This window comes from Actinomadura sp. NPDC023710, assembly GCF_040639875.1.
GTDB classification, from domain to species: Bacteria; Actinomycetota; Actinomycetes; order Streptosporangiales; family Streptosporangiaceae; genus Spirillospora; species Spirillospora citrea.
Window position 1 is genome coordinate 162,935 of the sequence record NZ_JBFAGB010000011.1, and the last position, 21,619, is coordinate 184,553.

Genomic DNA, 21,619 nt, shown 5'->3' on the forward strand with positions numbered 1-21,619 from the left:
AAGGAGATGCCATGCTCGCTTACACCGGACCGGATGTGCTGGTCACCTACGAGCGTTCCGGGGGATTCGCCGGAATTCACCAGAAGGTGGCCGTGGATGTGTCGGGAACGGCGCTCGTCAATGACGAGAAGGTCGCGCTCGGCGCGCAGGAGATGCGCGGCCTGAAGGACGCGCTGAGCCGCGTCGTCACCACCGGGTCCTCGTCCGAGGGCTGCCAGGTGGCCGACCACTTCACCTACACGCTCACCTACCGCGGGCACCGGGCGACCCGGTGCTGGCTGCCGTCCGACTGGCGCGACGCCGTCGAGCGGCTGGAGGCGCTGACCGGGAGGTGAGCCCCGGACCCGCCGCCCTCAGGCGCCGGCGCGCGTGTGCAGCTCGCGCATCGTCGCTTCGAGGGCGGCGACCGGCCCGTCCACCGGGACGCCCGGCGCCACCTCCTGGATCGGAATGGCGCGCACCGGCCCGGCAGGGGAGCCCAGTTCGGTGCGCAGGGCCACGAGCTGCCGGGAGGACATGATGTACACGATCCGGCCGAGGCCGACCCAGCCGTGCGCGGCCGAGCACATGGGGCAGTGCTCGCCGGAGGTGAACACGGTGGCCGCCGCGCGCTCGTCCGGCGTCATGTTGACCGCCGCCCACCGCGCGATCTCGAACTCGGGGTGGCGGGTCTGGTCGCCGTCCGCCGTGCGGTTGCGGTCCTCGAACAGGACCTTGCCGGACGCCGACACCAGCACGGACCCGAACGGCTCGTCGGCCGCCTCCAGCGCCTCCCTCGCGAGCTCGACGCAGCGGTCGAGGAAGACGCGCTCGGCGGCGGTCGGTTCGTAGGCCATGGCTCGGCTCCTTGCCGCGGGACGACTCGAATGATCATATGCGCGGTCCGTCCTCACGCGGAGTCGCGCAGCACCAGGTGGGGGCGCAGGATGACGACCGGGTCCGCGACGGTCTCGCCGCGGATCCGCGAGACCAGCAGCCGGGCCATCTCCCGGCCCATCTCCTCCGGCGACTGGTGGACGGTGCTGAGCGGCGGGTCGGCCAGCGGCGCGGCGGCCGAGTCGTCGAAGCCGATCACCGCGACGTCGTCGGGGACGCAGCGCCCGCTGCGGTGCAGGACCCGCAGCGCGCCGAGCGCCATCGGGTCGTCGGCGGCGAACACCGCGTCCAGGGACGGCTCGGCGGCCAGCAGCCGCTCCGCGGCGGAGATGCCGCTGGCCTCGCCGAAGTCGCCGTACTCGACGTACTCGGGCAGCCCCGCCTCGGCGAGCGCCTCCCGGTAGCCGGCCAGCCGGTCGATGCCGACCCCCATGTCCTGCGGGCCGGCGATGGTCGCGATGCGCCGCCGGCCGCCCGCGATCAGGTGGCCGACGGCCTCGCGGGCGCCGCTGCGGTTGTCGACGTCGACGTAGCTGACCGGGTGCAGGCCGGGCGGACGGCCGCCGAGGACGGTCGGCACCCCGTTGGCCTCCAGCTTCGCGGGCAGCGGGTCCTCGGCGTGCAGGGAGGTGAGGAGCACCCCGTCCACGTGCTGGGTGGTGAGGTAGTCCTCCAGCCGGCCGTACTCGGCGGGGGAGCGGGCGAGGGCGAGCAGGAGCTGCAGGCCGGTGTCGCCGAGGCCGTTGCTGATCCCGCGGATGATCCCGGCGAAGTACGGCTCGCCGAACAGCCGCTGGTCGGACTCGGCGACGACCAGGGCCACGGTGTCGGTGCGGCGGGTGACGAGGGTGCGGGCCGCGCGGTTCGGCACGTACCCGAGCTCCTCGATCGCCTTGCGCACCGCCTCGCGGGCCTGCGGGCTGACCCGCGGCGAGCCGTTGACCACCCGGGACACCGTGCCGCGGCCCACGCCGGCCCGCGCCGCGACCTCCTCCAGGGTCGGGCGCGTGCTCCTGCCCGTCATCTGGCCCCCCTTCGTCCGTGCCGTCGCCCCCGGGTCAGCCCCGCTCGGGCAGCCCGCCCCGCCGGATCACTCCGGCGTACCACCGTGCGCTGGCCTTGGGCACCCGGCGCTGCGTGGCGTAATCGACGTGGACCAGCCCGAAACGCTTGGAGTAGCCCCAAGCCCATTCGAAATTATCCAGCAGTGACCATGTGAAATAGCCGTGCAGCGGGACCCCTTCGGAAATGGCGTCGTGGCAGGCCCGCAGGTGCGCGTCGAGGTAGGCGATGCGGCCCGCGTCTTGGACCGTGCCATCCCCGTCAGGGACCTCGTCGTAGCCGGCGCCGTTCTCGGTGATGTACAGCGGGACGGACGGGTACTCGCGGTGCAGCCGGGTCAGCACCTCGTGCAGGCCGCTCTCGTCGATCTCCCAGCCCATCCCGGTGACCGGGCGCCCGGCCGGCACGAACCGGACGTGGCCGCTGCCGGGCCAGGGGGAGTTCGTCGCGAACGGCGACGACGCGGTCTGCGCCGCCTCGCCGGGCGTCCCCGCGACGGTGTGCCGCGAGTAGTAGTTGATGCCCAGCTGGTCGAGCGGCTGGTTGATGACCGCGAGGTCCGCGTCGGGCGGGGTGAACCCGTAGCGGGAGGTGTCGGCGAGGACGTCCTCGGGGTAGCGGCCGAGCAGCAGCGGGTCGAGGAACAGCCGGTTCTGCAGCCCGTCGATCCGGCGCGCCGCGTCGGCGTCGGCGGGGTCGCCGGTCGCGGGGGAGACCGCATAGAGGTTGACGGCGGCGCCGAAGCGGTTGTCCGGGCGGCGGGCGCGCATCGCCTCGACGGCCAGGCCGTGGCCGAGCATCAGGTGGTGCGCGGCCAGCAGGGACCCCGGCGGGTCGACGCGCCCGGGGGCGTGGTCGCCGGAGGCGTAGCCGAGGAACGCCGCGCACCACGGCTCGTTCACCGTCATCCAGTGCGCGACGCGGTCGCCGAGCGCGGCGTGCACGTGGTCGGCGTACTCGGCGAACCGGTGGGCGGTCTCCCGCTCGGGCCAGCCGCCCTTGTCCTCCAGCGGCTGCGGGAGGTCCCAGTGGTAGAGCGTCGGCCACGGCTCGATGCCCGCCTCCAGCAGCGCGTCCACCAGCCGCCGGTAGAAGTCGAGGCCCTCGGTGTTGAAGGCCCCGGCCCCGGCCGGCTGCACCCGCGGCCAGGAGATCGAGAACCGGTACGCGGTGAGCCCGAGGTCGGCCATGAGCGCCACATCCTCGGGGAAGCGGTGGTAGTGGTCCACCGCGACGTCGCCCGTCTCGCCGCGCAGGACCTTGCCCGGCGTGCGGCAGAAGGTGTCCCAGATGGACGGTCCGCGCCCATCCTCGCCCGCGGCGCCCTCGATCTGGTAGGCGGCGGTGGCGGCCCCCCAGCGGAACCCGGTCGGGAAGGGTGCGGCGGGAGCCGCGCTGGTGTCGTCCTTGAGGGAGGTCACGCCTTCACTGCACCTTCCATGATCCCGCCGATGATCTGGCGGCCGAAAACGATGAACACCACGAGCAGTGGCAGGATCGCCACGCTGGTCCCGGCGAACATGAGCGTGTAGTCCTTGAAGTAGGCGTTCGCCAGGTTGTTGATGGACAACTGCACCGTCGGGTTGTCCGGGCTCAGCACCGCCAGCGGCCACATGAACTCGTTCCAGGTCTGCATGAACGTGAACAGCCCCAGGACGCCCGCGGCGGGGCGCAGCGCGGGGAGCACGACCCGCCAGTAGATGCCGAACGTGGTGCACCCGTCGACGCGGGCCGCCTCGATCAGCTCGTCCGGGACGGCCTGGTCGGCGTACTGCCGCATCATGAACACCCCGAACCCGGTGACCAGGAACGGGACGATGACCGCCTGCAGGTGGTTCTGCCAGCCCAGCTTCACCATGATCATGTAGAGCGGGATGATGCCCATCTGCACCGGGATCATCATCGTGGCGATGATGGTGAGCAGCAGCCCGTTCTTGCCGCGGAAGCGCAGCTTGGCGAACGCGAACCCGGCCAGCGAGGCGAAGAACACCGTGGAGACCGTCACCGCCGCGGAGGCGAGCGCCGAGTTCAGCAGGCCCTTGGCGAAATAGGCCTCCGGGTTGTCGAACAGCCGGCCGACGTTGTCGCCGCCGTGGCCGCCCGGCAGCAGCGGCGGCGGGACGTCGGCGACCACGCTGTTCGTGCGGGTCGCCACGATGATCATCCAGTAGATCGGGAAGACCGACAGGGCCAGCGCGACGACCAGCGTGAGGTAGGTCAGCGGGCTGGCGTTCCACAGGCCGCGGTAGCGCCCGGGGTGCGCGGCGGCGCGCCTGCCGCCGGGGTTCCGGCCGCCGGGGCCGGCGAGGAGCGTGGTCACTTGGTGCCTCCCGTGCGGCGCACGGCCAGGAAGTTGATCAGGGAGAACACGATGATCATCACGAACAGCGCCCAGGCGACCGTCGCGCCGTAGCCGTAGCGGTCATGCCCGAACGCGTTGTCGTACATGTACATCGTGATCGTCTGGAACTGGTGCATCGGGCCGCCGTCCATCTTGTTCGGCGTGCCGACGCTGAACAGCACGGGCTCGGTGAACAGCTGGAGCCCGCCGATCGTCGAGATGATCACGGTGAAGATGATGGTGGGGCGTAGCATCGGCACCGTGATCTGCCAGAACTGCCGGATCCGGGACGCGCCGTCGATCGCGGCGGCCTCGTAGAGGTCCTTCGGGATCGCCTGCATGGCGGCCAGGTATATGAGCGCGTTGTAGCCGGTCCAGCGCCAGTCCACCATCATCGCGATGGCGACCCAGGACCAGCCGCGGCTGCTCGACCAGTGGATCGGGTCGATGCCGACCAGCCCGATCGCCCAGTTGACCATGCCCCAGTCCTTGTCGAACATCTGGGTGAACACGATCGCGACGGCGGCGGTCGAGGTGACCAGCGGGGCGACCATCCCGATCCGGAACAGCGTCGGCAGCCGCATCCGCCGGTTCAGGGTGTTGGCGATCAGCAGCGCGACCAGCAGTTGCGGGACGGTCGAGACGGCGAAGATCCCGAGGGTGTTGACCGTCGCGTGCCAGAAGTCGGCGTCGGTCAGCAGGTAGTCGTAGTTGTCGAGCCCCACGAACTCGCGCGTCCCCGACGCCAGCTCCCAGTCGTGCAGGGAGACCCAGAGCGTGTAGACGAGGGGGAACGCGCCGAAGACCAGGAAGACGAGGTAGAACGGCGAGATGAAGGCGTAGGGCGCGCCCTTCACGTCGAGCCGGGCCAGCCGGGCGCGCCAGGTGCGGCGCGGATCCGGCCGCGCCGCCGCGGGCGAGGCCGGCGGCGGGCCGTTCCGGCTGGGGCGCAGATCGGTGGTCACGTCGTGCGCCTCCTTTCCGAGGACGGGACGAAGCGGGGAGTGGGACGGCGGCGGCGCCGGCGGGGAGGTACGGCACGGCGCCGCCGCCGCGGTCGGGGGCCGCCGGCTACCTGGCGGCCTTCTTCGCCTCGTCGACGGACTTCGTCCAGGCCTGGTCGGGCTTCTGCTTGCCCTGGCCCACGGAGATCAGGACGTTCTCCACCGCGGCGCGCACGTCCTCGTTCTTCGGCCCGAGGTGCACCGGCTTCACCGCGGCGACCAGCTGCCCGAAGATCTGCCCGATCGGGGCGTCGTTGAAGTACGCGCTCTTGGCGCCCGCGACCGCCGGGTCCTGGGCGGCCTGCGGCGAGGACGGGAAGACGTTCGCGGCCTTGAACGCGCCGACCTGGCCCTCGGGGGAGGTCAGGTACTTGGCGAGCTCGGCGGCGGCCTTGGCGTGCTTGGTCTGCTTGGGCACCGCGAGCCACGAGCCGCCCCAGTAGCCGGAGCCGCCGGGCGTGGTCGCCACGTCCCACTTGCCCTTGCCGGCCTTGCCGGAGAACTCCTCGATGCCGCCGAGCATCCAGGACGGGCACGGCAGGGTCGCGAAGGTGTCCCGCTTGAGGGCGGTCTGCCACGGCGGCGTGAAGATCGACATATCGGCGGTGAGCTTGCTCTGCTCGAACTTCATCGTCGTGTCGAACGCCTGCCGGACCGGCGGGTTGCTGTCGAAGACGAGGTTGTCGCTCTTGTCGAAGAAGCTGTAGCCCGGGCCGCTGCCGGCATTCTGCAGGACGGTGGCGCGGAAGACGGCGGTGGGGCCGTCCAGCCACTTGCTGCCGGGCACCTTGTCCTGGAACTTCTGGCCCGTGGACAGGAACGCGTCCCACGTCGGCCAGAGCTTGCCGACCTCGGCGCGGTCGGTGGGCAGGCCCGCCTTCTTGAACAGGTCCGTGCGGTAGCACATGGCGAGGGGGCCGACGTCGGTGCCGAGGCCGATGAGCTGCTTGCCGTCCGCGGTGAGGCCCGCCTGCCACTTCCACGGCAGGAAGTTCTTCTCCAGGTCCTTGCCGCCGTAGTCGAACAGGTCGAGGAACTTGGCCTTCTGCTGCATGTAGAGCGGCAGGATGCCCTCCTCCAGCATGACGACGTCGCCCGCGCCGCTGCCGGTGGCCATCCACTGCTGGATGCGCGGCTTGTACTCGTCCAGGGTGGAGACCTTGCGCTGCTTGATCTTCACGTTGGGGTGGGACTGCTCGTACTGCTTGTAGAGCGCGTCGTAACCCGGCTCGCCGAAGACGTCGACGGTCAGCTCGACCGGCCCGCTGTCGGAGCCTCCCTTGTCGTCGCCGTCGTCGCCGCCGCACGCGACGGCGAGGCCGCCGACGAGTACCGCCGCCATCGCCGTACTCAGTCCGCGCCGCATGATGGCCCTCATGGCGGACCCCTCTCAGGTTGTGGTGGTGCATCGGTGTGGGAGCGCTCCCACGGATGAAAGACCGTGACCCGGCTCACTGTCAATGTGCCGAAACACAACCGTTACAAGAACCTGGCCGCCGCGCCGGCGGGTCAGGCCTGGTCCGACAGCCCGTCAGGGCCGGGTCAGCCCTCCCTTGACGTGGGTCAGCCGGGCCGCCGCCGGGGCCGGGGCCGTGGACCGCCGGACGACGAGTTCGGGCCGGTAGAGCAGCTCGGTGCGGGGCGCGCGGGTGCCGCGGATCTCGTCCAGGACGGTGCTCACCGCGGCCATCGACATCTCCCGCACCGACTGCCGGACCGTGGTCAGCGGGGGGTCGAGGTAGGCCGTGAGCAGCGAGTCGTCCATGCCGGTCACCGACACGTCATCGGGGACCTGGAGGCCGCGCGCCCGGGCGGCCCGAATCGCGCCGAGCGCCATGATGTCGTTGCCGCCGCAGATCGCCGTGCAGCCCGCGTCGAGCAGCTTCGCGGCCGCCGCCTGCCCGCCCTCGACCGTGTACATGGTGTTGACGACCAGCTCGTCCACCTCGTCCGGGGCGAGCCCGGTGTGCGCGGCCATCCCGCGCCGGAACCCCTCGGTCTTGCGCCGCGTCGGCACGTACACGTCCTGGCCGATCGCGAGGCCGATCCGGCGGTGGCCCATTGCGGCCAGGTGCGCGACCACCGCCTCCATCGACGCCACGTCGTCGTTGGAGACGTACGGCGCGTCGATGTCGGGACGGTGGCCGTTGACCAGGACGATCGGCAGGGCCTGTTCGAGCAGCCGTGCGTAGCGGGCGCGGTCGGAGTTGGCGTTGGCGTGCAGGCCGTTGACGAAGATGATCCCGGCGACGCCGCGCTCCAGCAGCATCTCGATGTAGTCGTCCTCCGCGACGCCGCCCGGCGCCTGCGAGCACAGCACCGCCATGTACCCGTGCCGGGCCAGCGCGCTCTCGATGACCTCGGCGAACGCCGGGAAGATCGGGTTGGTCAGCTCGGGGATGATCAGCCCGATCAGCCCGGCCCGCTGCTGGCGCAGCCGGGCCGGGCGCTCGTATCCGAGCACGTCCAGGGCGGTCAGCACCGCCTGGCGCGTGGTCGGGGACACGCCCGGCTTGCCGTTGAGCACGCGGCTCACCGTCGCCTCGCTCACCCCGGCGTGTGCCGCGATGTCCGCCAGGCGCGTCGTCATAGGTTTCAAGTTATCCCTCCTCGACGTCCCACCACAGTGCGGTGTCCGGGGGCAGGTCGACGTCTCCGCCGTTCACGGAGCCGTCGGCGCGGACCGGCCCGCTCGCCAGGAGCGGGGTCCCCCGCACGCGGACGCGCGCGGTGGCGTCGCCCATGTTGACCGCGCACGCGAGCCGCCCGTTCCCGCCCCTGGCCGCACGCACGAAGACCAGTGTGCCGGGTGGACCCGCGATCCAGGACAAATCTCCGTCGCCGAGCGCCGGATGCTCGCGGCGGACGCGCAGCGCCTCACGGTAGAGAGCCAGCATGGAGCCGGGGTCGCCGTCCTGCGCGGCGACGGTCAGGTCGCGCCACGCGGTGGGGATCGGGAGCCAGGACCCGGTGCCCGCGCCGAACCCGAACGGGGGCTCCTCGCCCTCCCACGGCATCGGGACGCGGCAGCCGTCGCGGCCCGCGCCCTCGCCGCGCAGCCGCTGCGGGTCCTGCTGGAACTCCTCCGGCAGGTCCAGGACCTCCGGCAGGCCGAGCTCCTCGCCCTGGTAGACGTAGGACGAGCCGGGCAGCGCTAGCGTCAGCAGCGCGGCCGCGCGGGCGCGCCGCAGGCCGGTCTCGCCGTCGCCGTACCGGGTGACGTGGCGTTTCACGTCGTGGTTGGACAGCACCCAGGTCGCGGGTGCGCCGACGCCCCCGGCGGTGCGCAGCGACTCCTCGATCACCCTCCGCATCCCGGCCGCCTCCCAGGGCGCGGTCAGGTAGTGGAAGTTGAACGCCTGGTGCAGCTCGTCGGGCCGGGTGTAGTCGGCGAGTCGCTGCGGCGTGGGGGCCCACGCCTCGGCGACGGCGATCCGCTCCCCGCCGTAGGAGTCGAGCAGGCGGCGCCACGCGCGGTGGATGTCGTGGACGGCGTCCTGGTCGAAGTAGGGCAGGACGGCCGTGCCGAGCATCTCCGTCTGGTTCGGGTGGCCCACGTCGGGCAGGCCCGGCGCCTTGGCCATGCCGTGGGCGACGTCCACGCGGAAACCGTCCACCCCGAGGTCCAGCCAGAACCTCAGAACGTCGGCGAACTCGGCGTGGACCTCGGGGTTCTCCCAGTCGAGGTCGGGCTGCTCGGACGCGAAGAGGTGCAGGTACCACTGGCCGTCCGGTGCCCGCGTCCAGGCGGGGCCGCCGAACACCGACTCCCAGTCGTTCGGGGGTTCGGCGCCGCCCGGTCCCCTCCCGTCCCGGAAGATGTAGCGGTCGCGCTCGGCGGATCCGGGGGCCGCGGCGAGCGCGGTCCGGAACCAGGCGTGCCGGTCGGAGGTGTGGTTCGGCACGACGTCCACGATGATCCGCAGCCCGTGCGCGTGTGCGTCAGCGATCAGGTCGCGGGCGTCGGCGAGGGTGCCGAACAGCGGGTCGACGTCGCGGTAGTCCGCCACGTCGTAGCCGAAGTCCGCCATCGGCGAGACGTAGAACGGCGTCAGCCACAGGGCGTCGACGCCGAGGCCGGCCAGGTAGGGCAGCCGCGACCGGATGCCCGGAAGGTCGCCGACACCGTCGCCGTCGGAGTCGGCGAAGCTGCGCACGTACACCTGGTAGATGACGGCGTCGCGCCACCAGCCTCCGCCCTCGGCGCGGTCGCCGGCGGTGTGGACGAGCAGGGTGTCCTGGGTCATGAACATCCTTCTTGTCGGGAGCTGTCGGGTGCTACTTGACGCCGCCGGCGGTGAGCCCGGCGACGATCCGGCGCTGGAAGACCAGCACCACGGCGATGAGCGGAACGGTCACGATCACCCCGGCCGCCATCTGGGTGCCGAACGGCTGGTCGAACCCGGAGACGCCGGTGAACTTGGAGATCGCGACGGTCGCGGTCTGCATCTCCTTCTTGTTGACCATGGACAGTGCGATGAGGAACTCGTTCCACGCGGCGATGAAGGTCAGGATCGCCGTGGTGAACACCCCGGGCGCCGCCAGCGGAATGATGATCTTGCGGAACGCCTGGCCGCGGGTGCAGCCGTCCACCATCGCCGCCTGCTCCAGCTCGAACGGCAGCTGCCGGAAGAACGCGGTGAGCAGCCACACCGACAGCGGCAGCGCGAACCCGAGGCTGGGCAGCACCATCGCCTGGTAGGTGTTGATCCACTTGATGTCGGTGAAGAGCTTCAGCAACGGGACCAGCTGCGAGATTCCCGGGAACATCGTCGTCGCGACGATCAGTCCGAGCACCGCGTTCTTGAACCGGAAGTCCAGCCGGGCCAGCGCGTACGCGGTGAACGTGCCGATCAGCAGGGTGAGCACGGTGGTGGCGCCCGCCACGATGACGCTGTTCAGCAGGGCGCGGCCGAAGCCGTTGTCGCCGGAGAACACCGCGGAGAAGTTCTCCCACGACCACCGCGAAGGGACGAGCGTGTTGTCGAACTGGTCCTGCGGGCGGCGGAACGCCGAGATCGCCATCCAGTAGAACGGCGCGAGGCAGTACACCGCGACGGCGGCGAACCCGAGGGTGGACAGTGCCCGCTTCACCGCTGAGCCGGTCATGCCGCCGCCCTCCTTCTGCCGCGCGCCGTCCGTACGGGGCGTGCGCGCCTGGTGCGCCCGCGGGCCTCGCCGATGATGTCGGCGCCGAGCAGCTTCACGAACAGGTACGCGATCAGCGCGACGTACAGGAACAGGACGGTCGCGTACGCCGCCGCCGACCCGTACCGCAGGTTGGACGCCTCGAACCAGGCGATCATCGTCAGCGTCTCCACGGACTTCTGGTTGACGCCGATCAGCACGGCGGGCAGGTCGAACATCCGCAGCACGTCCAGCATCCGGAACAGCACGGCCACCAGCAGCGCGGGCTTGACCAGCGGCAGCGTGATGCGAAAGAACTGCTGCACCGGGCCGGCTCCGTCCACCCGGGCGGCCTCGTAGACGTCCCGGGGGATCATCTGCAGCCCGGCGAGGACGAGCAGCCCGATGAACGGGGAGGTCTTCCACACCTCGGCGATGACGACGGCCGCCTTGGCGGGGAAGCCGTCGGCGGTCCACAGGATCTCCCGGCGCAGCACCGCGTTCGCGGCGCCGTCGGCCTGGAAGATCCACCGCCACAGCAGCCCGGAGATCGCGGTCGGGATCGCCCAGGGGACGAGGATGCTCGCGCGCACCAGCGCCCGCCCGCGGAACGCCTGCTGCATGATCAGCGCCATCGCGACGCCGATCACCGTCTCCAGGACGACCGTGGTGAGGGTGAAGAACGTGGTGTTGGAGAAGGCGTTCCAGAAGGCGTCGGCGCGGTCGCCCTGGAAGATCGCGGTGTAGTTGTCGAGGCCGACGAAGCGGTCGCCCTCCATGACGAACCCGTCGGCGTCCAGTCCCTCGCCGCGCGCGTACAGCGACTCGCGGAACCCGGCGAGGACCGGGTAGCCGATGACGAGCGCGAGCACGAGCAGGGTGGGCGACAGCAGGAGCGCCGCGAGCCGCCGCGTCCCCTGCACGTCGCCCTTCCCGCGTCCGCGGGGCGCGCCCGCCGCGGCGGTGCCGGCGGCGGGCGCGCTCTCGGTGGTGGTCATCCCGCTCACTGCGCGGTCAGCGGCTGGAGCTTGGACTGCAGGTCGGTCAGGGCCTGGTCGACGGGCTTCTTCCCGGTCACCGCGTCGTACATCTCGCCCTGGACGGCGGCGGTGACGTCGCCGTACTTGACCGCGACCGGGCGGGGCCTGGCGCCCGCGATGGCCTGCTTGAGGACGGGCAGGTACGGGAACTTCTTCACCATCTCGGGGTCGTCGTACAGCGCCGCGACCGTGGGCGCCTGCGAGGTCGCGAGGAGGTTGGCGCGCTGGGCCTGCTCGCCGGTGAGGTAGCGGATGAAGTCGAGCGAGGTCGCCTTGTTCTTGGCGAACGCGGAGATCGCGAGGTTGTGGCCGCCGAGGTTGGCGACGCCGGGGCCGTTCGGGCCGGGCAGCGGCGCGACCGCGAACTTGCCCGCCACCTTGGACGAGCCGTCGCCCGAGTCGGCCAGCCCGTACTGGTAGGGCCACTGCCGCTGGAAGATCAGCTTGCCGGACTGGAAGGAGCGGCGGCCGCCCTCGGTGTCGAGGGTGACGGCCTCCTTCGGCATGTGGTCCTTCTTGGCGGCGACGAGGAACTCGACGCCCTGCTTGGCCTGCGGGGTGTTCAGCGTGGGCCTGCCGTCGGGGCCGATGATGGAGCCGCCGGCGCTCTCGATCGCCTCGACCGCGCTGATCGTCATGCTCTCGGTCTTGTTGACCTCGGTGAAGAAGCAGTCGGCGTCCTTCGCCTCGGGCAGTTTCTTGACCTTCGCGCAGTCGTTCCACATCTCGGTGTAGGTCTTCGGCGGGTCGGTGATGCCGGCCTTCTCCAGCAGGTCCCTGCGGAAGTAGAGCATCCCGGCGTCGGACGTGGACGGCACGGCGTACAGCTTGTCGCGGTACTGCCCGGTGGTGATGGTCGCGGGCAGCATCTTCGAGAGGTCGATCTGGTCCTTGGGCAGCTGCGCCAGCCACCGGTTGGCGGCGAACTCGGCCGTCCACACCACGTCGAGGTTCAGCACCGCGTAGGCGTCGGACTTGGTCGTGGCGTTCTGGATCATCTGCTGCCGCTGGTCGTTCGGCTCGTCCGGCAGCTCGATGACGCGGACCTGCTCCTTCGGGTGCTCGGCGTTCCAGCCGTCGAGCTGCTTCTGCAGGTAGCCCGAGCGGTCCTTGCCGGTCACGAAGGTGATCGGACCGCGGCCCTGCAGGCTTGCCGCGCCCGCGCCGCCCTTCGAGCCGCCGTCGTCATCGCCGCCGCAGGCGGAGAGCGAGAGCGCGAGGGCGGCGCAGACGACGGTGCCGCCGATCAGGGGGGTGCGCCGCATGGTGTCCTCCTTCGCGGGACGTCCCTCGCCGGGGAGCCGTCCCGCAGGTCAAGAGATGGGGGTGGCTGGACGTTAGCAACGCGTTTCAGTCTCGTAAACCGCTTGCAGAAACTTTCAGCAAGTCCGTGGCCGATCTGTAACCGTTTTTCACAAGTGGGACAATCCGGTCGACATGTCCGTCGACCCTGCGCCAGGCTTCCCGCGTGACGAAACCCGACTCCTCCGGCGCGCTCGACCTCGTCCGCGACCACACGATCCTGTCGGTCGTGGTCGGGTCGCGCGCCTACGGGCTGGCGACAGGCGAGAGCGACGTCGACCGGCGCGGCGTCTACGCGGCCCCCGCGCCCCTGTTCTGGCGTTTCGTGAAGCCGCCCACGCATCTGGACGGCCCGATGCCCGAGCAGTTCTCCTGGGAGCTGGAGCGCTTCTGCGAACTGGCGCTGAGCGCGAATCCGACCGTGCTCGAGTGCCTGTGGTCGCCGCTGGTCGAGCGGGTCACACCGGTGGGAGAGGAGTTGCTGGCCGTGCGGCCTGCGTTCCTGTCCCGGCACGCGCACCGCACGTTCCTCCGTTACGCCGAAGCCCAGTTCCGCAAGCTGGACGGTGACTTGCGCAACGGCGGCGTGCCGCGCTGGAAGCACGTCATGCACATGCTGCGGCTCCTGGAGAGCGGCCTGCACCTCGTCCGGCACGGCGTGTTGCGGGTGGAGGTCGGCGACCTGCGCGACCGGCTCCTCGCCGTCCGCCGCGGCGAGGTCGGCTGGGACGAGATCGGCGCGTGGCGCGCCTCCCTCGCGGCCGCGATGGAGCAGGCCCTGGACCGCAGCCCGCTGCCGCCCGAACCCGACCGCGCGGTGGTCGAGGAACTGCTGATCTCCGTCCGGCGCAGGAGCGTGACCTGGTGAACCTCCCCGAGGGCATGGCCGACCGCCTCGCCGCCGACCACCCGTATCCCCGCGCGTTCCTCACCGTGAGCGGCGCGCACCTGTACGGGTTCCCCTCGCAGGACTCCGACGTCGACCTGCGGGGCGTCCACCTGCTGCCGCTGGAGGAGATCGTCGGTCTGGAGACGGGGGAGGAGACCGTCACGCTGATGTGGGACCACGCCGGAGTGGAGGCCGACGCGGTCACCCACGACCTGGCCAAGTTCTGCGCGCTGCTCCTGCGGCACAACGGCTACGTCCTGGAGCAGGTCATGTCGCCGCTGGTCGTGGCCACCTCGCCCGTGCACGCCGAGCTGAAGTCACTCGTCCCCGGGTTGGTCACCTTCAACCACGCGCACCACTACCTGGGGTTCGCGCGGTCCCAGTGGAAGCTCTTCGCGCGGTCACGAGAGCTCAAACCTCTCCTCTACACCTTCCGGGTGCTGCTGACGGGCGTCCACCTGATGCGGACCGGCGAGGTCGAGGCCGACCTGGGGCGGCTCGCCGGGGACGGGCCGTCCTACCTGCCCGACCTCATCGAGGCGAAGCGGGCCGCCGAGCACGGCGCGCTGCCCGAGGACGCGCCGGACACGTCCCGGCTCCAGGACGACATCGCCGCGCTCACCGTCCTACTCGAGGGCGAACGCGAGCGCAGCGCCCTCCCCGAAGCGCCCGCGAACCGCCGCGCCCTTCACGACTTGGTGGTCCGCGTCCGGCTGGGCTGAACCCTGAGGCGCCTCCCCTGCGTGCCATCGGTTGTACAGACCGTTTTGGGACACAACCACCTAGGGCGTTCGCGACGTATCAGGGGTGGTTGTGCAGCCAGGGAAGGGGAGCGATGGACGAGGGCATCGACCAGAAGGACATCGCGGAGGCGGACCTCAGGACCCGGCGCGGCGTGTTCCGCGCCGTCGCGTTCCGGGACCCGGTCGACGGGCACGAGCACTTGGCGCTGGTGCGGGGCGAGGTGCGCGGACGTGACGACGTCCTCGTCCGGATGCACTCCGAGTGCATGACGGGCGACATCTTCGGCGCGACGCGCTGCGAGTGCGGGGACCAGCTCGGCGCCGCCCTGGACGCCATCGCCCGTGAGGGCGCCGGCGTGCTGGTCTACCTGCGCGGCCACGAGGGCCGCGGGATCGGCCTGGTGGCGAAGGTCCGGACCCACATCCTGCAGGACGACCAGGGTCTGGACACCGTCGACTCCGCCACGGCCATCGGGCTGCCGGTGGACGTGCGCGACTACGGCCCGGCCGCCCGGATCCTGCGGCATCTCGGCGTCCGGTCGGTGCGGTTGATGTCCAACAACCCGGTCAAGGTCAGCGCGCTGGAGTCCTACGGCGTCGCCGTCGCGGCACGCGTCCCGCTGCTGGTCCCGGTCAGCGCCGACAACGTCCGCTACCTCACCGCCAAGCGCGACCGGCTCGGCCACGACCTCCCGCAGCTCGACCCGCCCGCCGGGGCGCTCGGCGAGGCGCCGTTCCGGGAGGCCCGCCGATGACAAGGCCGATGACGCTCCCGCGGCCGGCGCCGGTACGGCTCCCGGCGCCGCGCCGCCCCCGCCTGACGAGGGGCCCGGAGCTGGCCGCGGCCGTCGCGGTCCAGCTCGCACTGCTGGCGCTGCTCCGTCCCGGCCACGCGGGCCTGGCCGTGGGCGTGGGGTACGCGCTGGCCTCGTGGGCGCTGCTGACCGCCGCGTTCCGGCGGCGGCGGGCGCTGGGGCCGGCCGATCACGTGACGCTGGCGCGGGTGGTGCTCACCGGGGGTGCCGCGGCGCTGGTCGCAGGGCATCTCACCGGTGACGGCCGCGTCTGGCCGCTCGTCGCGGCCGCGTCGGCGGCCCTCCTCCTGGACGGCGTGGACGGGAAGGTCGCCCGGCGCACCGGGACGGTGTCCAGGCTCGGGGCGCGGTTCGACATGGAGACCGACGCGGTGCTGGTGATGGTGCTGAGCGTCGAGGTCGCGCGGTCGGCGGGCCTGTGGGTGCTGGCGATCGGGGCGATGCGGTACGCGTTCGGCGCGGCGGCCTGGGCGGCGCCGTGGCTGAGCGCCGACCTGCGGCCGAGCCTCGCGCGCAAGGCCGTCGCCGTGGTGCAGGGAGTGGCGCTGGTCGTCGCGGCGTCGGGCCTCGTCCCGCATCCGGGTGCGCTCGTGGCGGCGGCGCTCGCGCTTCTGGTGTGGTCGTTCGGACGGGACGTGGTGTGGCTGGCGAGGCGGCGGCACACGGACCGCCGTGGGGCCCATGGGACCGGTGAGGCCGAAGGTGCTCAGGGGATTCGGGGGAGGGGCACGGATGGAGCGCGAAGCGCGCGCCTTCTGGATCCGGTCGCCAGGTGAGGGCGAGATCCGCGATGTCGTCCTTCCCGAGCCGGGGCCGGGGGAGGTGCTCGTCCGGACGCTGTTCTCGGGCGTGAGCCGCGGCACCGAGGCGATCGTGTTCCGCGGCGGCGTCCCGCCGAACCAGCACGCCATCATGCGGGCGCCGTTCCAGGACGGGGCGTTCCCCGGGCCCGTCAAGTACGGGTACCTGAACGTCGGCGTGGTCGAGCACGGCCCCGCCGAGCTGGCCGGGCGCACGGTGTTCTGCCTCTACCCTCACCAGACCCGCTACGTCGTCCCGGCGAGCGCGGTCAGCGCCGTCCCGCAGGACGTGCCGCCGGAGCGGGCGATCCTCGCCGGGACGGTGGAGACGGCCGTGAACGCGCTGTGGGACGCGGCGCCGCTCGTCGGCGACCGCATCGCGGTGGTCGGAGGCGGGATGGTCGGCTGCTCGGTCGCGGGCGTCCTCGCGGGGTTCCCGGGGTGCCGCGTCCAGCTGGTCGACACCGACCCGTCCCGCGCGGACGTCGCGCGGGCGCTCGGCGTCGGGTTCGCCCATCCCGACCAGGCCGAGGGCGGCTGCGACCTCGTCGTCCACGCGAGCGCGTCCGAGGCCGGGCTCGCCCGGTCGCTGGAGCTGCTCGCACCGGAGGGGGAGGTGATCGAGCTGAGCTGGTACGGCGACCGGCAGGTCCGCGTCCCGCTGGGGGAGTTCTTCCACTCGCGGCGCCTGACCATCCGGGGCAGCCAGGTCGGCGCCGTTCCGCCGTCCCGCCGGTCGCGCCGCGGCTTCGCCGACCGGATCGCGCTCGCGCTGCGGCTGCTCGCCGACCCCGCGTTCGGCGAGCTGATCACCGGGGAGAGCCCGTTCGCCGAGCTGCCGCGGCTGATGCCGCGCCTCGCGGGCGGCGCGTTGCCCGCCCTGTGCCATCGGATCGCCTACTGAGGCGTAACGCCCACTGAGATCCCTACTGAGGAGGACGTTCGTTGTTCGCCATCACCGTCCGCGACCACGTCATGATCGCGCACAGCTTCCGCGGCGAGGTCTTCGGGCCCGCGCAGCACCTGCACGGCGCGACGTTCGTGGTGGACGCGACGTTCCGCCGGGCGGACCTCGACCCGGACGGCATCGTCGTCGACATCGGGCTCGCCACCCGCGAGCTCGGCGAGGTCCTGGGCGCGCTGAACTACCGCAACCTGGACGAGGAGCCGGACTTCGCCGGGGTCAACACCTCGACGGAGTTCCTCGCCAAGGTCATCGCCGACCGGCTCGCGGACCGGGTGCGCGCCGGGGCGCTCGGCGCGAACGCCGCCGGCCTGGCCGGCATCACGGTGACGCTGCACGAGTCGCACGTCGCCTGGGCCAGTTACGAGCGTGAGCTGTGACCTCCCGCGAGGTGTGGGCGATCGTCCCGGACGGTGTCGACGACGCCGCCGCCCCGAGCGGAGGCAACCGGTACGACCGGCGGCTGTGCGAGGAGCTCGCGGCGGCCGGGCGTCCCGTCCGGGAGCTGGCGGTGGCCGGCGCGTGGCCGCGGCCGGGCGAGGCGGCCCGCGCCGAGCTGGGACGCGCGCTGGCCGCGCTGCCCGGCGGGTCCGTCGTCCTGATGGACGGCCTGGTGGCGTGCGGCGTCCCGGAGATCGTCGTCCCGGAGGCGGGGCGGCTGCGGCTCGCCGTCCTCGTCCATCTCCCGCTGGCGGACGAACCCGGACAGGCCGACCTGAACACGGGCGAACGCAAGGTACTGGAGGCGGCCGGGGCCGTCGTCGCGACGAGCCCGTGGGCCCGGGACCACCTGATCGCCCACCACGGCCTGGAGCCGTCCCGCGTCCACGCCGTCGCCCCCGGCACCGACCCGGCGCCGCTCGCGCCCGGCACCGACGGGGCGGCGCGCCTGCTGTGCGTGGCGTCGGTGACCCCGCGCAAGGGGCACGACGTCCTCGTCGAGGCGCTCGCCACCGTCGCGCACCTGTCCTGGGACTGCGAGTGCGCCGGGCCGCCGGGCCGCGACGCGGAGCACGTCGCGCGGGTGCGCCGGCTGATCGGCGCCCACCGCCTCGACGGGCGCGTCGAGCTGGCGGGGCCGCTCACCGGCAAGCGTCTGGACGACGCCTACGCCGGAGCCGACCTCCTCGTCCTGGCGTCCCGCGCGGAGACGTTCGGGATGGTCGTGACCGAGGCGCTGGCGCGCGGCATCCCGGTGCTCGCGACCTCGGTGGACGGGATCCCCGACACGCTCGGCTGGGACCCGTCGGGGGGCGTCCCCGGCATGCTCGTCCCGCCGGACGACCCAGCCGCGCTGGGCGCCGCGCTGCGCCGCTGGCTCGTCGAACCGGAGCTGCGCGACCGGCTGCGCGCCTCCGCCCGGTCGCGGCGCGGCATGCTGCCGGGCTGGGACGACACGGCCCGTCGCATGGCGGTCGTCCTGTCGAAACTACGGAGGGAGTCGCTGTGACGGGGGTCGAGGCGCGGGGAGGCGCTGTGCCGGGGTTCGATCCATCCTGGCTGGAGCTGCGCGAGGGCGCGGACGCGACGGCGCGCGCCGCGGAGCTGCTCGACCCGCTCAGCGCCGCGCTCCCGCCCGACGGGCCGCTCGTCATCTGGGACCTCGGGTGCGGCACCGGCTCCCAGGGGCGCTGGCTGTCCGGGCGGCTGCGCGGCCCGCAGCACTGGATCCTGCACGACGGCGATCCGCGCCTGCTCGACCGCGCCCGCGCGAGCGAGTACGTCACCGCCGACGGGACGCCCGCGACGGTCGAGACGCGCGCGGGCGACATCGGCGCGCTCCGCGCGTCCGACCTGGCGGGCGCCTCGCTGGTCACGGCGTCCGCGCTGCTGGACGTGCTCACCGCCGCCGAGGTCGAGGCGATCGCCGCCGCGGCCGCCTGCCCGGCGCTGCTCACCCTGTCGGTCGTCGGGCGCGTCCGGCTCTCCCCGTCCGAGCCGCTCGACGCCGAGTTCGCCGCCGCCTTCGACGCCCACCAGCGGCGCGACGGGCTCCTCGGGCCGGGCGCCGTCGCCGCCGCGACCCGGGCGTTCGGGCGCCGCGGCGCGTCGGTCCAGGCGCGTCCGAGCCCGTGGCGGCTCGGCCCCGGCCAGGCCGCGCTGACCGCCGAGTGGCTGCGCGGCTGGGTCGCCGCCGCCGTCGAGCAGCAGCCGGACCTGGCCCCCTTCGCCGAGGACTACCTCGGCCGCCGCCTCACCGAGTGCGCCGCCGGGCGCCTCACCGCCGAGGTCCACCACGTCGACCTGCTCGTCCTCCCCGGGAGCGCATCGTGACGAAGTTCCTGCCCTGGCTGCGCCTGCTCGGCGGGCTGGGCATCCTCCTGACGCTGCTGTGGTGGCACAGCACGGACGCGTTCGTGGACGCGCTCCGCGCCGTCGACGCCGACGCCGTGGCCGTTGCGCTCGCCCTGGGCCTGCTGACCACCGTGCTCAGTGCGGCCCGCTGGTGGCTGGTCGCGCGGCGGCTCGGCCTCCACCTGCCGCTGGGCGGTGCCGTCACGGACTACTACCGGTCCCAGTTCCTCAACTCCGTGCTGCCCGCGGGCGTGCTCGGAGACGTCCACCGCGCGGTGAGCCACGGGCATCGGTCGGGCGATGTCGCGCGCGGGGTGCGGGCCGTCTTCCTCGAACGCGTCGCGGGGCAGGGCGTCGCGATCGTCGCGGGCGTCGCCGCGCTGCTCGCCCACCCCGCGCTGCTGTCGGCGATGGCGCCCGCCCTGGCCCCGGCCGGGGGCGTCCTGGTGCTGGTGCTGGTCCTCGCCCGGTGGCGGCGCCGCGCGCTGGCGCCCGCGTTCGCGGACGTGCGCGCCGCCCTGAGCGCCTGGCCCGCGATCGTGGGCCTGTCGGCCGCGGCCCTGGCCGGGCACCTGGCCCTGTTCGTCGTCGCCGCCCGCCTCGTCGGTGCGACGGCCCCGCTGCTCACCCTCCTGCCGCTGCTCCTGCTGGCGCTCCTGGTGATGGTGCTGCCGGTGAACGTCGGCGGCTGGGGGCCGCGCGAGGCCGTGCTCGCCCTGGCGTTCGGCGCGGCCGGGCTCGGCTCAGCGCAGGGCCTGACCGTCTCCGTCGTGTACGGGGTGCTCACCTTCATCGCGTCCCTGCCCGGTGCGGCCGCCCTGCTGCTGAAGCACCGCGAGGACGTCCCCGAACGACGCGACGAGGCTCCGCAGCGTCTCCCGGCCCTTGTCGGCGCCGGCCAGTGACGGCCGCCCGACGACGCCGGACGTCGTGTAGGCCGCCATCCCCGTCGTCAGGAGGTGCCGCCGGTCGTCGGCCAGATGGTCGGCGGTCCGGTACCCGTCCCGCACCAGCTCCGGATGGGCGTGCAGCAGGATGGAGGTCTCCAGTTCCCCGGCGTGCATGTCGCTGACGGCGGACGTCTCGGCACCGGACGCCTTCTCCGCCGCCTGCCAGTGCTCCGGTGCGGGGAACAGGGCCATGTCGCCGTGCGCCTCCTGGACGACGTTGCCGAGCACGTAGTTGCCCCCGTGCCCGTTGACCAGCACGAGCTTGGGGACACCGGCCCGGCGCAGCGACTCGGCGACGTCCCTGACCACCGCGTACAGGGTCGCCGCCGAGATGCTCACCGTCCCGGGCCAGTCCGCGTGCTCATGCGAGCACGAGATCGTCACTGGCGGGAGCGTCCGCACCGGGTACGCCTTCGCGATCTCCGCCGCGATCGTGCACGCGATCACCGTGTCCGTCGCGAGGGGCAGGAACGGGCCGTGCTGCTCGTGGCTCCCGATCGGCAGGACCGCCACGGGGACGTCCGGAACCTCGCGACTCGTGTGCGTCGGCAGCATGCCCCACAGCTTGCCTCATCCGCCCGGCCAGGGAAACCATGGCCATGGCGCCGGCCAGCAGGAGCGCGGCGACGATCCCGTCCGTCCAGTAGTGGTTGGCCGTCACGACCACCACGAGGACCGTGAGCGGCGCGTGCAGCGCGACGACCCACCGCCACCGGCTCCGCGACACCCGCAGCACCGCCACGGCCACCAGGATCGCCCACCCGATGTGCAGGGACGGCATGGCCGCGTACTGGTTGGCGATCCCGTCGGCCGCCGCCGGATAGGCCGACGGGCCCACGGTCAGCATCGTGTCGACGGCCCCGATCCCCGCCAAGCGGGGCGGCGCCAGCGGGAACATCGTGTGCACCACGAGACCGGCCGCCGTCAGCGCCACCAATTCGTTCCGCACCCGCGCGTAGGCCGTCCTGTGCCGCACATAGAGCCAGATCAGCAGCAACGCCGTTCCGGGGAAATGGACGCTCACGTAATAGACATTGGCGAGGAGCGCCGCGTGGTCCCATCCGAGCGCCCAATGCTGGAATCCGACCTCGCTCGGCAGCCATTCCCGCTCGAACCGCCACAGCACGTGCGCGTTGGCCATCGCCTGCCCGGGCCCGCTCTCGATCAGCGTCCGGCCCCATTTGTAGAAGGCGAACAGGACCGCCAGCAGCCCCACCTCGACGAGCAGCGGCCGCATCCTGCCCCGCACCATCCCGCCCACTGCCGTTCCGCTCACCATCGTGCCCTCCCAGCCCGGTCGTCCCCGTCCAATGACAACCTTCGCGTCTGACATTTCCGGAGACACTGGGTTCAGCTACCCGATCATGGGAGGTAAAACCCACCCCTGGTGGTGGGGCTGACTCCACCCCCT

General features: G+C 72.5%; 21 protein-coding genes and 2 pseudogenes. 10 read left to right on the forward strand and 13 right to left on the reverse strand.

The features are described 5' to 3' along the window. The first annotated feature begins 11 nt into the window (after positions 1–11). Positions 12–335: a protealysin inhibitor emfourin gene (locus AB0H37_RS15265; protein ID WP_179836312.1), complete on the forward strand. Its 324-nt coding sequence runs from the start codon at positions 12–14 to the stop codon at positions 333–335. Positions 336–353: 18 nt separating this feature from the next. Here the strand turns inward: AB0H37_RS15265 and AB0H37_RS15270 are convergent, their stop codons facing one another. The 11 genes from AB0H37_RS15270 to AB0H37_RS15320 all read right to left on the reverse strand — a co-directional run bounded on the left by AB0H37_RS15270 (position 354) and on the right by AB0H37_RS15320 (position 12,715). Further along, on the reverse strand, positions 354–836 hold the full coding sequence (locus AB0H37_RS15270) for a nucleoside deaminase (RefSeq protein ID WP_360613151.1): 483 nt from the start codon (positions 834–836) through the stop codon (positions 354–356). A gap of 53 nt (positions 837–889) precedes the next feature. Further along, entirely contained in the window at positions 890–1,900 is a 1,011-nt protein-coding gene (locus tag AB0H37_RS15275) for a LacI family DNA-binding transcriptional regulator (protein WP_329088018.1), read from the reverse strand. A gap of 34 nt (positions 1,901–1,934) precedes the next feature. Beyond that, positions 1,935–3,359 carry a GH1 family beta-glucosidase gene (locus tag AB0H37_RS15280; RefSeq protein WP_179836309.1) on the reverse strand — a complete coding sequence of 475 codons (1,425 nt, stop codon included), beginning with the start codon at positions 3,357–3,359 and terminating at the stop codon, positions 1,935–1,937. Then, the gene (locus AB0H37_RS15285) at positions 3,356–4,258 is read right to left on the reverse strand and encodes a carbohydrate ABC transporter permease (protein WP_229810120.1); all 903 of its coding nucleotides are present in this window, start codon (positions 4,256–4,258) and stop codon (positions 3,356–3,358) included. The genes AB0H37_RS15280 and AB0H37_RS15285 overlap by 4 nt, the downstream gene beginning before the upstream one ends. After that, entirely contained in the window at positions 4,255–5,151 is an 897-nt protein-coding gene (locus AB0H37_RS15290; RefSeq protein WP_229810162.1) for a sugar ABC transporter permease, read from the reverse strand. Before AB0H37_RS15290 ends, AB0H37_RS15285 begins: the two co-directional genes overlap by 4 nt. A gap of 199 nt (positions 5,152–5,350) precedes the next feature. Further along, positions 5,351–6,649 carry an extracellular solute-binding protein gene (locus tag AB0H37_RS15295; RefSeq protein WP_329088023.1) on the reverse strand — a complete coding sequence of 433 codons (1,299 nt, stop codon included), beginning with the start codon at positions 6,647–6,649 and terminating at the stop codon, positions 5,351–5,353. Between the two features lie 165 nt (positions 6,650–6,814). Then, positions 6,815–7,873, reverse strand: coding sequence for a LacI family DNA-binding transcriptional regulator (locus AB0H37_RS15300; RefSeq protein ID WP_360613154.1), 1,059 nt, complete (start codon positions 7,871–7,873; stop codon positions 6,815–6,817). A 10-nt stretch (positions 7,874–7,883) separates the two neighbouring features. Beyond that, a complete protein-coding gene (locus AB0H37_RS15305; protein ID WP_360613156.1) occupies positions 7,884–9,530 on the reverse strand; it encodes a glycoside hydrolase family 13 protein in 1,647 nt (548 codons plus the stop codon). A gap of 31 nt (positions 9,531–9,561) precedes the next feature. Next, a complete protein-coding gene (locus AB0H37_RS15310) occupies positions 9,562–10,392 on the reverse strand; it encodes a carbohydrate ABC transporter permease (RefSeq protein ID WP_360613158.1) in 831 nt (276 codons plus the stop codon). After that, a complete protein-coding gene (locus AB0H37_RS15315; protein WP_329088031.1) occupies positions 10,389–11,408 on the reverse strand; it encodes a sugar ABC transporter permease in 1,020 nt (339 codons plus the stop codon). The genes AB0H37_RS15310 and AB0H37_RS15315 overlap by 4 nt, the downstream gene beginning before the upstream one ends. Before the next feature lie 5 nt (positions 11,409–11,413). After that, entirely contained in the window at positions 11,414–12,715 is a 1,302-nt protein-coding gene (locus AB0H37_RS15320) for an ABC transporter substrate-binding protein (protein WP_329088033.1), read from the reverse strand. A gap of 203 nt (positions 12,716–12,918) precedes the next feature. On the opposite strand from AB0H37_RS15320, the gene AB0H37_RS15325 reads away from it, so the two are divergent. The 9 genes and pseudogenes from AB0H37_RS15325 to AB0H37_RS15365 form a co-directional block, all read left to right on the forward strand. Further along, positions 12,919–13,620 carry a nucleotidyltransferase domain-containing protein gene (locus tag AB0H37_RS15325; RefSeq protein ID WP_360613160.1) on the forward strand — a complete coding sequence of 234 codons (702 nt, stop codon included), beginning with the start codon at positions 12,919–12,921 and terminating at the stop codon, positions 13,618–13,620. Continuing rightward, positions 13,617–14,363: a nucleotidyltransferase domain-containing protein gene (locus AB0H37_RS15330; protein ID WP_360613162.1), complete on the forward strand. Its 747-nt coding sequence runs from the start codon at positions 13,617–13,619 to the stop codon at positions 14,361–14,363. The genes AB0H37_RS15325 and AB0H37_RS15330 overlap by 4 nt, the downstream gene beginning before the upstream one ends. 113 nt (positions 14,364–14,476) lie before the next feature. After that, positions 14,477–15,139, forward strand: a complete 663-nt coding sequence (gene ribA / locus AB0H37_RS15335; RefSeq protein ID WP_329088038.1) for a GTP cyclohydrolase II — start codon at positions 14,477–14,479, stop codon at positions 15,137–15,139. Next, positions 15,136–15,975: a CDP-alcohol phosphatidyltransferase family protein gene (locus AB0H37_RS15340; RefSeq protein WP_360613165.1), complete on the forward strand. Its 840-nt coding sequence runs from the start codon at positions 15,136–15,138 to the stop codon at positions 15,973–15,975. The genes ribA and AB0H37_RS15340 overlap by 4 nt, the downstream gene beginning before the upstream one ends. Next, on the forward strand, positions 15,932–16,903 hold the full coding sequence (locus AB0H37_RS15345; protein WP_360613167.1) for a zinc-binding alcohol dehydrogenase: 972 nt from the start codon (positions 15,932–15,934) through the stop codon (positions 16,901–16,903). Before AB0H37_RS15340 ends, AB0H37_RS15345 begins: the two co-directional genes overlap by 44 nt. 41 nt (positions 16,904–16,944) lie before the next feature. Continuing rightward, positions 16,945–17,343 (forward strand): 6-carboxytetrahydropterin synthase, encoded by a 399-nt coding sequence (locus AB0H37_RS15350; protein WP_179836299.1) that lies wholly within the window; start codon positions 16,945–16,947, stop codon positions 17,341–17,343. After that, positions 17,340–18,413 carry a glycosyltransferase family 4 protein gene (locus AB0H37_RS15355; protein WP_360613169.1) on the forward strand — a complete coding sequence of 358 codons (1,074 nt, stop codon included), beginning with the start codon at positions 17,340–17,342 and terminating at the stop codon, positions 18,411–18,413. Before AB0H37_RS15350 ends, AB0H37_RS15355 begins: the two co-directional genes overlap by 4 nt. A gap of 26 nt (positions 18,414–18,439) precedes the next feature. After that, complete coding sequence (locus AB0H37_RS15360; RefSeq protein ID WP_179836297.1) at positions 18,440–19,237, forward strand: class I SAM-dependent methyltransferase; 798 nt, start codon at positions 18,440–18,442, stop codon at positions 19,235–19,237. An 83-nt stretch (positions 19,238–19,320) separates the two neighbouring features. Next, positions 19,321–20,004, forward strand: a pseudogene (locus tag AB0H37_RS15365) (lysylphosphatidylglycerol synthase domain-containing protein); the annotation flags it as partial. Here the strand turns inward: AB0H37_RS15365 and AB0H37_RS15370 are convergent. Continuing rightward, on the reverse strand, positions 20,002–20,763 hold the full coding sequence (locus AB0H37_RS15370) for a creatininase family protein (protein WP_360613171.1): 762 nt from the start codon (positions 20,761–20,763) through the stop codon (positions 20,002–20,004). The pseudogene AB0H37_RS15365 and the gene AB0H37_RS15370 sit on opposite strands and share 3 nt — an antisense overlap. A 52-nt stretch (positions 20,764–20,815) precedes the next feature. Beyond that, positions 20,816–21,541 (reverse strand): annotated as a pseudogene (locus AB0H37_RS15375) (phosphatase PAP2 family protein); the annotation flags it as partial. Positions 21,542–21,619 lie beyond the last annotated feature (78 nt).